Here is a 12,892-nt window from a genome sequence, read left to right as displayed (position 1 = left end):
GTCTTGCGTTACAATACTTCCATGTAAGTCCACAGCTATTTTTTAGCCAAGGGATGTAGGAGTCTGTTGACAGACTTGGCGAAAGCGCGGTTTTAACCCGCTTTCGGTGGATTAACCACAGAATCCCCGTCTTTTTAAAGCGGGGAGATGTCAATTAAGGCCAAAAATCTTTACAATGGTGTATGATGGTTGGAGATCGAAACTTAATTTAGTTCGCGGTTCTGACGAACTGTTCTAAAACGATCTGAGAATCTTCAAGAAGCCTATACTCATTCGCTTTGCGGTTAGTATAGCGGGATGTCACTAGCGAGAATTACTTTTCGATCGCGCTGTTTTGGGGGAATACAATACCGCTCGATCGAGCCAGATCAATCAATCACTGCTCCTGTTCACTTCTCCTGTAGGCATCCAAACCAAACGCTGCAAAATTTTGATTCAAGAACCTGCGGGGGAAGATGTAGCGTCATGTCAACAAATCTAGATAAACAAACCCGCCAGTGCGGTATCGGGAAATTATCTCGGTATTGTACAGAGTCGGAGGTTAGCCTCTCAGATCGCCATCAGCGCAATTAAAGCGATCGCCAATTGATCGCCAATTAATCGCCAATTGACTATTCCCAAAATTAATTAAGTTTCGTAAACTAATAGCCAACGAAAAACATAACGAGTTATATATGACAATTTCGTTCAAAAGTCTGGGACTGTCCGATATACGCATCGAGCAACTCGAAGCAATTGGTTTTGAAGAGCCGACGGAAATTCAGGAGCAAGCCATTCCTATATTATTGGCAGGACAAGATGTAGTAGGACAATCACAGACAGGAACCGGTAAAACAGCAGCCTTTTCGCTGCCCATTCTCGAGCAAATCGATCCCAACGCTCGGACAGTTCAGGCTTTGATTCTGACTCCCACGCGGGAACTGGCACAACAAGTCACCCAAGCGATCGATGATTTTTGGGGCAACAATAAACCCTCTCAGAACCGCGATCGCCTGCGAGTTCTGACCGTGTGCGGGGGTCAGTCCATCGAACGGCAAATTCGCAGTTTGCAACGGGGGATCCAGATTGTTGTCGGCACCCCTGGGCGGGTCATTGACCTGTTAGATCGCAAGGATCTGCGTTTAGATACCTTACGCTGGGTCGTATTGGATGAAGCCGATGAAATGTTAAGCATGGGCTTTATCGATGATGTCAAGAAAATCCTCAGACAAACCCCTGACGAACGCTGTACAGCTTGTTTCTCGGCAACAATGCCCGCAGAAATTCGCAAGTTAATCGATCGCTTCCTCAAATCCCCCACCACGGTTTCCGCGAAACAGACCAAAGCGGCCCCGTCTCGTATCGAACAGCGAATCTATAATATCCCCCGAAGCTGGCCAAAGATTAAGGCATTACAGCCCATTCTAGAAATGGAAGAGCCGGAAGCCGGTATTATCTTCGTTCGCACCAAGCGGGCGGCGGCGGAAGTCACCAGCAAGTTACAATCGGCGGGACACAATGTAGATGAATATCACGGCGATTTAAGTCAAAGTCAGCGAGAACGCCTAGTACACCGTTTTCGTAATGGTCAGGTGCGCCTAGTGGTAGCAACGGATATTGCCGCCCGAGGTTTGGATGTACAGGATCTCAGCCACGTGATCAACTACGATCTCCCCGATAATTCGGAAACTTACATCCACCGTATCGGTCGGACGGGACGCGCGGGCAAAACTGGAACGGCAATTTCTTTGATTCAACCAATGGATCGTCATTTACTACGACGGATCGAAAATCGCTTGCATCAAAAACTACCCGTCACTCGCATTCCCTCGCGATCGGATGTAGAAACCCGCCGCCTAGAGAAACTCAAAGAGCAAATGAAAGAAGCCCTCTCAGGAGAACGCATGGCCTCTTTCCTCTCTACCGTGAAAGAATTGGGAGAAGAATACGATCCCCATGCGATCGCGGCAGCGGCCTTGCAAATGGTTTACGACCAGTCCTGTCCGAGTTGGATGCAGGGAGACTGGGAAGTTCCTTCTGAGGACTTTTCTAAGCCTGTTAAACGAGGAGGCAATGGCGGTAATAATCGCGATCGCCGACCGTCGAATAAGCGACACGATCGCAACAACGATCGCAACAACGATCGCAACCACGATCGCAACAACGATCGTTCCTCTCGCGATCGTTTTGAAATGCCCAAAAAGGTACAACTATCCGATCGGGTCAAGTAGAGATTGCAGAAGTTTGAATTTATGAGTGTTGAAAAAGAATATAACTCAACTCTCATCATCGATTCAAGATTCTGCCATCCCCAAGGCAAAAAAATGTCACAATAGGAAAGATAGGATTATCCGTCTTTCCTATTTCTTTATTGGTTTTCTTTATTGGTCATTTAACGTCAATTGTGGTTTTAAGTCCTTCTGCTGTCCCGGTTTCTCACCCCAATCACAACGCCGATCGCCCTGTTTTGCGCTGGCGTGGTCTGATTGAAACATATCGCGCTTTTTTGCCTGTTAGCGATGCAACTCCCGTTGTCACCCTTCTCGAGGGCAATACCCCTTTAATTCCAGCCCCGGCGATCGCGCAACGTATTGGTCGAGATGTCAAGATTTTTCTCAAATACGACGGGTTAAACCCAACGGGAAGTTTTAAAGATCGGGGCATGACAATGGCTTTGTCTAAGGCGAAAGAGGCTGGAGATAAAGCCGTGATCTGTGCTTCTACGGGAAATACCTCTGCTTCGGCGGCAGCTTATGCGCGTCGGGCGGGAATTCGGGCTTTTGTGATCGTCCCCGATGGCTATGTGGCTTTAGGGAAAATGGCTCAAGCACTTTTGTACGGTGCAGAAGTGATTGCCATTGAAGGTAACTTTGATCGCTGTTTGGAAATTGTCCGGCAAATGTCCGATATTTATCCCGTTACTTTAGTTAATTCTCTCAATCCATATCGCTTACAAGGACAAAAAACAGGCGCTTTTGAAATTATTGACGATTTGGGAGATGCACCCGACTGGTTGTGTATTCCTGTGGGTAATGCGGGCAATATTTGCGCCTATTGGATGGGATTTTGCGAGTACCGCGAACAAGGATTTAGCAGCCGCTTACCGAAAATGATGGGCTTTCAAGCGGCGGGATCGGCACCTATTGTCTTGGGACATCCCATTGCTTCTCCCCAAACGATCGCCACGGCAATTCGAGTGGGAAACCCTGCCAGTTGGCAAAAGGCGATCGCGGCACAACAGGAATCAAAGGGGGAAATTAAAGCCGTTACAGATGAGGAAATTTTAGATGCTTATCGGCTTTTGGCGAAGGAAGAAGGGGTATTTTGTGAGCCTGCTAGTGCGGCTTCTGTGGCAGGATTGCTACAAGTGAAAGAACAAATCCCTGAAGGGGCGACTATTGTTTGTGTCTTAACCGGAAATGGCTTAAAAGATCCCGATGCGGCGATCGAATATAGTCACAATAAAATTCATTCTGGGGTTGGATCGGATTTAGAAAGTATTGCTAAGGTAATGGGCTTTTAATATTTAGCGCGATCGCTTGGTGTTTCCCCGATATTTGTGTTGCAGGAGGAATTGTGAGAAGTCGTATCATTGCTTATTCTTCGCTAATCACTTTCAAGCGAACAATCTTTTCTCCTGCATCATCCAATTGTACTTCTATGGTTTCTCCTGTTAGACTTTCCAAACAGGTTAACATCGATCGCAGGTTGGGATTACTGGCTCCTGTATCGACATAAAGGCGATCGGCAAGGTTACTTAAACGCTTCCAAGTGGTAAAGAGTTTCGCTGCCATTTGCTCGAGGCTGGTGGCTTGTTTAACAATATCGGCGGCAGTATTCAAACAATCGATGCGTAAGGCTTCTTCTAGCGCCATTTCGATGTCAACTGAGCCTTTTTTCAAGGTTTGTACCCGCGCGGCTGCATCGAGATATTTGGAAAGATTTTTGGCAGAAGAAGTGAGATTTTTCACCGTGTCAATATCGGGATTTGCGGCGATTTCTCGCTGCATCTCCTTCAAATGAATATCGGGTAACTTCTCCATTTCCCGGACTAAAGGCGCGAGATGGCGCGGTGGAAGTCCCCCCTCTGAGGCTTTTTCTTTGACTTCATCAGGCAGTAATTCCGAACTCATGGCTGTCCATTCATCCGCCAATTGCTTCACTTCTCGTCGCGTAATGCGATCGCCCCCTAAAGCGGCTTCTGAGACCATTTTCTGTACCTCTGGAGACGATTTTGCGGTTTCGACAAATGCCCGTTTGCTAAATCTATTAATGGCTTCGGGATCGAGTTGTCCTTCCGCAACCAGAGTATCGGCGCTATTGGCCAATTGAATCAACGCATAAGCCTGACTTTTCGTAATTTCCCGCTTCTTCAGCCAATTAATAAACCCCGTCCCTCTTCCATCTCCTCCTTTTTTCTCGCGATCGCGCACCGATCGCAAAATTCGCCCTCGCCAAATATCCGTCTGTAGGTCAAACTGTTCGCAAACTTTCCAAATGCGATCGAGTTGCTGTTGAAAATCGTGTTCTTGAATATCCTCGTCTTCAGGATCGGGGAGTTGGAAGTTAAAATCTGTAGGGGTTTCTAGTGCCTCTACGATTTCTTCGGTAGATGGAGGAGGGAAGGACTGAACCATAGGGAAGAGCAAATCGAGGGGACAGTCGCACTATTATTACATATTTATGACTTACGCAGTTAGGGCGAGTCTTGCTCCCTAACTGCGTAAGTTCTAATATTCTTTAACTTGTTTGGCTCATGGGAATTTTACGAACCTTTTTCGCTAACCCGAGGCGATCGAGTAACTGAATCGTGTACCACGTGACATCAATTTCCCACCAACGCCAACCAGACTGAGCCGATCGCGGATGAGCGTGATGGTTATTGTGCCAACCTTCACCATAAGTTGAAAGTGCGACCCACCAAAGGTTACGAGAATTATCGTCACAAGAGAAAGTGCGATAGCCCCATGTATGCGTTGCGGAGTTCACAAACCAAGTACAATGCCACAATACAACCGATCGCAAGAAAATTCCGTAAATGACAAAAGACCAACCGCCGAAAGCGTAGAGCAGCACTGCAAGAGGCACTTGCAATAATAAGAAGTAGCGATCGAGCCAGCGATAAAAAGGTTGACGCAGTAAATCTGAGGCGTATTTGCTGTAATATTCCTTATCAAAGGCTTCCTGTTTTGGGTAAAGCAACCAGAGTATATGACTCCACCAAAATCCCCGCTTCGCAGAATAGGGATCTTTCTGAACATCCTCGGTATAACCGTGGTGCTGTCGGTGTCCTCCAACCCAAAAGATCGGACCTCCTTGAATTGCTAAGGCTCCACAGGTGGCGATCGTGTATTCTAACCACTTGGGAACTTCAAAACTGCGATGACTCAATAAACGATGATAGCCCAAACAAATGCCAATTCCCCCGCAAAGCCAATGCAGAAAAATTGCGACTCCTAAAGCCTGCCAGGAGAAACACCACAACGCAGACAGGGCAAGGGCATGGAATGCACCAAAAAAGAGGATATAAGTCCAATTTAGGGTTAGAGAATTATTACTCTGAGGTGCATTAGCAACAGATTGTGAATTCATAAAAGCATCCTTAAAACGAGCAGAAAAAACGAAGGAAACTGTTTTTTGCTCCCTTTCTCTCCACCTAAAAAGATGGAGTGAGGGGACAAGTCGGTGTTAGAGTAAAAATGTAAGTTTTACTTGCACGCTACCATCCTAACAACTCCCCCTAGAAAATGCAAGCTATACTTACATTTTTATGTCAATTCAATCTCTATCAACCCGCGATCGCTTAATTCAAGCTGCCCTAGAACTCTTTGTTTCTCAAGGTATCAGCAATACGACTACTCGCCAAATCGCCAATTTAGCGGAGGTAAACGAAGTCACCCTCTTTCGTCATTTTGGCAATAAACACGGGCTACTTCTCGCCGTTATCGAAGAATCTCCCACCTTTGTTAATCTGGGAAAGACTTTACTGCAAGGATTTGAGCCATCTGAATCAGGAAAACTGTCCTTAAAAGAGTATGCAAGTTATAACTTACATTCATTAGAGCAAATGCCGGAGCTATTTCGCTCGCTGATCGGGGAAGCCGATCAATATCCTGATGAAAATCGCCAAGCGATCGGGAAACGCCTTGCAGAGGTCAATCGTAGTATTGTCAACTATTTTGCCATCGCCCTTCCTCAAAGCCAAATTCCCCACGATCGCCTTTCCAGCTTATGGATGAGTGCATTAATTGGCTATGCAGCGATCGCCTTTACCAGTGAATTTCAGGAACTTTGGCGCGATCGCGAGGACTTTCTAGATAGTTTGGTGGATTTATTTGCAAGCACTACTGTCTCAGATACTACTATTTCATTGGCACCCGATGGCGACAAGGCGATCGCACCAAAAATCCTCGATCTGCCTACAACTTTAGTGCATAACATCTTACAGCAGGCCAAAAAATCCAGCTTACAAGATAGCGCGATCGCCTATCTTCTTTTTGGGGCAGGATTATCCCCCAGAGAAATTGCCAGTTTAGAGAAAACGCAACAAATTTGTAACAAAAACCAACATATTTTGCAAGTCACGGTTGCAAATCGCCTGCGACAAGTTCCCGTCAATCAATGGATTTTAGGCAAGCGTTATGGTTCTTATACCAACAATCCTCTCACTAAATGGTTAAAAAGTCGTAAAGATAAAGCGTTATCTCTGTTTCTCAACGAGGAAAACAAACCCATGTCTGCATTAGAGATCCAAAAACGCTGGCAAATCTGGTTAGAAGGATTAACCGAAGGCGAAATTCCCGCGATCCCTCGGGCGCAACAAACCTGGTGTGTAGAAATGTTAATGCGAGGCATGAGTTTGGAAAATCTAAGCATTCTGACAGGACTAGAATTGATACAATTACAACCCTATGCCCGTAGAGCCAAAGAAAAAGCAGCTATTGAAGAAGCAACACTATTAGATCGCAAACCTTGACCTGCTATTTTATTATGGAACAAAATAACGAGACGACACGATCGCCTTTTTGGGACAATCGCTATCAAAACCAGGATACTCCTTGGGATTTAAAGCAACCTGCCCCTGCTTTTGTAGATTTACTTGACTCTTCTATCTCCCCCAAATCGGGAAAAATTGCAATTTTAGGGTGTGGAACCGGAAATGATGCCCTTTTATTTGCAAAAATGGGGTTTGAGGTAACAGGATTTGATTTTGCTCCCTCCGCGATCGCCATCGCCAAACAACGCGCCCAAGAGATTAATTTAAAAGCAGAGTTTTTGCAACGAGATATCTTCGCCTTATCGGAAGAATTTGCGGGAGTTTTTGATTACGTTGTCGAGCATACTTGCTTTTGCGCCATTTTACCCGAACAGCGCGATCGCTATGTCGAAGTTGCGCGATCGCTGCTTAAACCCAAGGGAATACTATTGGGCATATTTTTTACTCATTCTCGCCCTGGGGGACCGCCTTTCGGTTCAACTCCAGAAGAAATTTGCAGCTATTTTGAATCCGCTTTTGAAATATTATCTCTCGATCCCCTAGAAAATTCTCATCCCAAACGTCAGGGAGAGGAACATTTCGGACAGTTTCGGCGCTTATAACTGTTTGGACATGATTTATATTCGATCATAAATTGGCGATCGCAAACTAAAGATAAGAAAAGCGATCGCCACAATAAAGCGATTTTTCCTTGATAATTGATAAATCGATCGTCTTTCCCTGGATATCCGTGACACTATCAACCCCGACCGCTTCTTGGCCCGATCTGACTCGAGACTGGCACACCTACAGTGCAGATGAAACACTAACAACCTTAAAAAGCAATGCCGATCGCGGCTTGAGTGCAACAGAAGTGGAGGCGCGATCGCGCTACTACGGACGCAACGAACTCCAAGAAACAGCCCAACGCACGCGCTGGCAAATTTTTCTCGATCAGTTTAGCAATATCATGCTGTTAATGCTGATGGCCGTTGCTGTTATCGCCGGGATTTTGGATTTTCTTGCGTTGCAAAGTGGCGAACTCAAAAGCGGACTCCCCTTTAAAGATACGGCGGCCATCCTCTTTATCGTCATTCTTAACGGGATTTTAGGTTATGTGCAGGAAGTCCGCGCAGAAGCCGCCCTCGCTGCTTTAAAGAAAATGGCTTCTTCTCGGGTGCGAGTAGTGCGAGAGGGACAAACTCGGGAAATTGATGCACCGGATCTTGTGCCAGGCGATATTCTCTTGTTAGAAGCGGGGGTGCAACTGGCCGCCGATGGGCAACTCCTGGAAGCCGCCAATTTACAGATTAGAGAATCTACTTTAACGGGAGAGTCAGAGTCCGCCAATAAGCGCGTCACAACAGCTTTAGCCGCCGATACCCCATTAGGCGATCGCGTCAATATGGTGTTTTCTGGGACAGAAGTGGTGCAGGGGCGAGGCAAAGTTGTCGTTACTGGCACAGGAATGGCGACAGAATTGGGGAAAATCGCCAAAATGATTCAAGGAGTCGAAAACGAGAAAACCCCCTTACAGAAGCGCATGACCCAATTAGGGAACGTTCTCGTTACTGGCTCCCTCGTATTAGTGGCCTTGGTTATTGCGATCGGAATTCTCAAAGCAGGGAATTGGAGTCCCCTGCGAGAACTGGTGGAAATTTCCCTCAGTATGGCGGTAGCAGTTGTGCCAGAAGGGTTGCCCGCCGTCATTACCGTTACCCTCGCCCTCGGTACTCAGCGCATGGTCAAGCGTAACGCCCTGATCCGCAAACTCCCGGCTGTAGAAACGTTAGGTAGCGTTAACACCATCTGTTCCGACAAAACTGGAACTCTGACCCAAAATAAAATGATTGTTCGGGAAGTAGAGACAGCGAGGGGATCGTTTCCCGTTACGGGAGAAGGTTACGAACCTGTAGGGGAATTTTTCCAAGAAGGAGAGGCGATCGCCTCCCCAGATCGCCCCGAACTGCAAGCCCTAATTGTCGCTGCCGTCCTTTGTAATGATTCTCTGTTGCGTTATGAAGACAACAAATGGCAGATTTTAGGCGATCCCACAGAAGGTTCTTTGCTAACTTTAGGAGGAAAAGCAGGTTTGGAACAAGAAAGCCTCAAATCTCGCTTTCAGCGCGTTGACGAACTCCCTTTTTCTTCCGAACGCAAGCGCATGAGTGTTATTTGTTTGGATTCCGAATATGGAGAATCTTACAGCTTATTTAGCAAAGGGTCGCCGGAAATTCTCCTCGGTCGTTGTCAATCTTACCAGTTAGGGAATGAAACCGAATCTCTCACCCCCGATCGCCGTCACGAAATTCTCAATGCTAACAATCAAATGGCAGCGCGAGGGTTGCGGGTTTTAGGGTTTGCTTACAAGGTTTTAGACGAACTCCCCCAAACTCCTAACGAAGAAGATGACCCCGAACAAGAGATGATTTGGTTGGGGCTAACTGGGGCGATCGATGCACCTCGCCCAGAAGTTGCCCTCGCAGTACAGCGCAGTAAGGATGCAGGCATTCGTCCAATTATGATTACTGGGGATCATCCTTTAACAGCGCAGGCGATCGCCAAAGAACTCGGTATTGCTGACGAAAATTGCCTCACTTTAACAGGACAAGAATTAGAAAAACTTTCCCAACAAGACCTAGAGTTAGCCGTGGAAAAAGTCAGTGTTTACGCTAGAGTATCCCCAGAACATAAACTCCGTATCGTCCGCGCCCTGCAAGCCCGTAACCGCTTTGTTGCCATGACAGGAGATGGGGTGAATGATGCCCCCGCCCTCAAACAGGCTGATATCGGCATTGCAATGGGGATTACAGGGACAGATGTGAGCAAAGAAGCCAGCGATATGGTTCTCTTGGATGATAATTTTGCCACCATCGTCGCTGCAACCGAGGAAGGGCGAGTGGTTTATGATAATATTCGCCGCTTTATTAAATATATTTTGGGGAGTAATGTTGGGGAAGTTATTACGATCGCCTCTGCCCCGATTTTAGGCTTATCGGGAGTGCCTCTCACGCCACTCCAAATTCTCTGGATGAACCTCGTTACCGATGGTTTACCCGCCCTAGCTTTAGCCGTAGAACCCGCTTCTCCTAATATCATGAAACAGCCTCCTCATAGTCCCAATGAAAGCATTTTTGCTCGAGGCTTGGGTTCGTATATTGTACGAATTGGGATCATTTTTAGCATTTTCAGCATTACTCTGATGGTATTATCCTATCACCAGACCCAAGGAACAGATAACCCGGAAAGTTGGAAAACAATGGTTTTTACGACACTTTGTTTAGCACAAATGGGACACGCGATCGCGGCACGGTCTTTTACTCGTTTAACTATCGAAATGAATCTTTTTAGCAATCCTTCCTTATTATGGGCAGTTTTGGTGACAACCGCTTTACAGTTGGCGATCGTCTATGTTCCCTTTCTACGGGAATTCTTTGGCACGCAAGTGTTAAGCGGAGAACAATTATTACTTTGTTTGGGATTTAGTAGTTTGATGTTTGTTTGGGTAGAAATGGAAAAACTCTTTGTCCGCAAGTTTTTCCAAGGGAAAATGAGAACACATTAGCAAAAAAGCTCTGGTTATAAACTCAATCCTGAATTATTGATACAAGTTCATTAAATCATGGATAACTCTCCTACAACTTCTAAACGCTTATAATCATCAATTTTGAGAAATTGTTCTGCTAAGTTTTCCGCAACAGAAGGGGTTAACCAGCCTAATTGTAATAAGAGATGAATCGCTGTTGCATATTTGGCGCGTTTTGCCCCATCTCGTACCTTTAAAGCCAGTCCCATTCCTTCCCCCACTCTTCCCACACACTGTATCCCTTCCGCACCAGACTTACTCACTAATTCACCTTCCGTTAATCGCATCAACTCTGTATCAAATGCACCCTCTCCAGCTACCATGCGAGGATGGTACGTCATGGCTCGCAAAATCCGCTCTAAATCTAAGTTATTCCCAGAAGCTAACTTTGCATAAAGAGAGGCCATTTGCCCCATTTGCATCGAGTAAGTTGGCGCACCGCAGTCATCTCGAGCGCGAATAAATTCATCCGCAGGCATTCCTAACAATTCTCCAACTTTACCAATAATTAGTTTTTGAATGGGATGAGAACGATGGAGATAATTATCTAAGGGAAAATGACGTTGCTGAGAAACCGCCAACATTCCAGCGTGTTTTCCAGAACAATTGTGCTGGAGAGGGCTTTTTTTCCCTTTTGGAGTTGGACACTGTAGCGCATCAGCCTCAATATCGCAGTGCCAGAGAATATTAAAGACCTGTCGGGCGTGTTCTACGCTACCCTGATGAGAGCCGCACATGATAGCTAAGTCTTTATCATTAAGATTGTAACGTTCAAGTGTACCTGTTGATGTAACGGCAAGAGCTTGAAAGGGTTTAAGGGCAGAACGAATAAAAGTATTGGTTTCTATGCTTCCTGCTAGAGAAAGTATTCGCCCGCGATCGTCGCTGACAATTGCTGTAACATGATGGATAGATTCAACAATTCCTTCCCTTAAGAGTTGAACTTCTAGTTCTGGCGCGTGATTTCGCATTCCTCGAGTCATAAGATTTTCTTTAAACAGATTTTTTTTAAACAACGATCCACGTTACACTACCAAGCGCTATAAAAGCTGCTAAAACCGCGAAGGTCTTCTTGAGGCGATCGAGAACTGGCTTAACTTGATAAGTTACAATCAACCTTTCCCGCAAAAGAACATCTTGAGGTTTTTGCCATATTTGCCCGTCATACCATCCTGATTCCTCATAAGTCACAGTTTCTCGGTAGAGGCGATCGCAAATATAAGACCAACCAAAATAAAGATGTGTTAACAGCAAAACAACAAAAAGCAAAGCGCCTCCAGCCGCAGCGAGGGTAAAATTGAGAGGGGATTTAGCAGGAGGGAAACTGGTAGCGGCGATCGGTCCAGAAACCAGCCATCCCAGTCCCCACACCCACGCCAGCTTGCGCGTATATTTAAACGGACTTTGTACGGCCCAATTAAACAACCACGATTCTTTTAACTGTTCGTACTCATTAAGAGGTTGTTGCTCTATAGGAACGGGACAAGAAGAAAGAGAAGAATGGGCATTATTCATTTATTCCCCTGCTGCGCGATCGAATTGATAATCAATGCGTTCAGCATGACCCCAAAACGCTTCTAAATTATAGTATTCCCGCTCTTCTGGCAGCAAAATATGGGCGATCGCGTCGCCATAGTCAAGAACGATCCAACTTCCCTCAGCTTTCCCCTCAATGCGATGGGGAAGGCATTCCTGTTGTTCCTCAACAGCATCTTCAATCGCATTACAAATAGCACGGACTTGGGTTCGGGAAAAGCCAGTAGCGATAACAAAATAATCCGCAAGGTAACAAACTCCCGTCACGTTGAGCAAGAGAATATCTCCCGCTTGGCGATCGTCTGCCGCTTCCACAATAATGCGGGCGATGGCGAAACTAGAATCTTCAGGAGGAGTAGATACAACCGAAAGAGGGGATAACGTATTGATGCTGGCGTTTTGTTGTGTCATAGAGAAATTAATTAATTTTGTCTTATCTATCTATATATTTCCAAAGGTCATGGTATTGACGCTTATCCCCGGATCGTAACGTAATTGTTTCTATCTGGGGATGAGACGGAATTTTTCTTAATGTGTAGGAGAGAATGCCCATAGAAACCAGAACATAGAAACTAGAAAGACAAAAACAGGAAAATTCCGAAAAGAATTTCCTGTTTTTTTAAAACCCGAAAGAGTTGATATGAGGGGGATGCAGGAAAAAAGATAAGTAGAGAGGAAAATATTTTCGCAAAAAGGGTTGACAGGTAAAGAAAAAGTGGCTACCTTAGTAAATGCGCGGTTGAGAGAGCAACCGGAAACGGGGTTCTCAAAAACAGCGCGCCGAACCAAGAAAAAAGAATAAGTTTGAAAGTATA

Annotated in this window: 10 protein-coding genes; 5 read left to right on the top strand and 5 right to left on the bottom strand. The window is 45.8% G+C overall.

The window, feature by feature from the left end; genetic code table 11:
- The first annotated feature begins 674 nt into the window (after window positions 1-674).
- Both JUI58_RS01940 and thrC read left to right on the top strand, forming a co-directional pair.
- On the top strand, window positions 675-2,210 hold the full coding sequence (locus tag JUI58_RS01940) for a DEAD/DEAH box helicase (RefSeq protein ID WP_204102057.1): 1,536 nt from the start codon (window positions 675-677) through the stop codon (window positions 2,208-2,210).
- Window positions 2,211-2,446: 236 nt separating this feature from the next.
- Entirely contained in the window at window positions 2,447-3,502 is a 1,056-nt protein-coding gene (thrC, locus tag JUI58_RS01935; protein WP_204102058.1) for a threonine synthase, read from the top strand.
- A gap of 73 nt (window positions 3,503-3,575) precedes the next feature.
- Here the strand turns inward: thrC and JUI58_RS01930 are convergent, their stop codons facing one another.
- On the bottom strand, window positions 3,576-4,616 hold the full coding sequence (locus tag JUI58_RS01930; protein ID WP_204102056.1) for a hypothetical protein: 1,041 nt from the start codon (window positions 4,614-4,616) through the stop codon (window positions 3,576-3,578).
- A 103-nt stretch (window positions 4,617-4,719) separates the two neighbouring features.
- Entirely contained in the window at window positions 4,720-5,571 is an 852-nt protein-coding gene (locus tag JUI58_RS01925; protein ID WP_204102055.1) for an acyl-CoA desaturase, read from the bottom strand.
- 178 nt (window positions 5,572-5,749) lie between these two features.
- Between JUI58_RS01925 and JUI58_RS01920 the strand changes: the two genes are divergently transcribed.
- The 3 genes from JUI58_RS01920 (at window position 5,750) to JUI58_RS01910 (ending at window position 10,520) form a co-directional block, all read left to right on the top strand.
- A complete protein-coding gene (locus tag JUI58_RS01920) occupies window positions 5,750-6,955 on the top strand; it encodes a TetR family transcriptional regulator (protein ID WP_204102054.1) in 1,206 nt (401 codons plus the stop codon).
- Between the two features lie 14 nt (window positions 6,956-6,969).
- Window positions 6,970-7,578: a methyltransferase domain-containing protein gene (locus JUI58_RS01915; protein ID WP_204102053.1), complete on the top strand. Its 609-nt coding sequence runs from the start codon at window positions 6,970-6,972 to the stop codon at window positions 7,576-7,578.
- 128 nt (window positions 7,579-7,706) lie between these two features.
- Window positions 7,707-10,520, top strand: coding sequence for a cation-translocating P-type ATPase (locus tag JUI58_RS01910; protein ID WP_204102052.1), 2,814 nt, complete (start codon window positions 7,707-7,709; stop codon window positions 10,518-10,520).
- 50 nt (window positions 10,521-10,570) lie between these two features.
- On the opposite strand, the gene JUI58_RS01905 is transcribed toward JUI58_RS01910, so the two are convergent.
- From JUI58_RS01905 to rsfS, 3 genes are read right to left on the bottom strand one after another with little or no spacing between them, the layout of a single operon-like run.
- Window positions 10,571-11,524, bottom strand: coding sequence for an asparaginase (locus JUI58_RS01905; protein WP_204102051.1), 954 nt, complete (start codon window positions 11,522-11,524; stop codon window positions 10,571-10,573).
- A 25-nt stretch (window positions 11,525-11,549) separates the two neighbouring features.
- The gene (locus JUI58_RS01900; protein WP_204102050.1) at window positions 11,550-12,056 is read right to left on the bottom strand and encodes a CGLD27 family protein; all 507 of its coding nucleotides are present in this window, start codon (window positions 12,054-12,056) and stop codon (window positions 11,550-11,552) included.
- Window positions 12,057-12,488, bottom strand: a complete 432-nt coding sequence (gene rsfS, locus JUI58_RS01895) for a ribosome silencing factor (protein WP_204102049.1) — start codon at window positions 12,486-12,488, stop codon at window positions 12,057-12,059. It lies immediately after the preceding gene.
- Between the last annotated feature and the right edge of the window lie 404 nt (window positions 12,489-12,892).

This window comes from Spirulina sp. CCY15215 (assembly GCF_016888125.1).
Taxonomy (GTDB): domain Bacteria; phylum Cyanobacteriota; class Cyanobacteriia; order Cyanobacteriales; family Spirulinaceae; genus CCY15215.
This window is presented reverse-complemented; position numbering and strand designations above follow the sequence as displayed.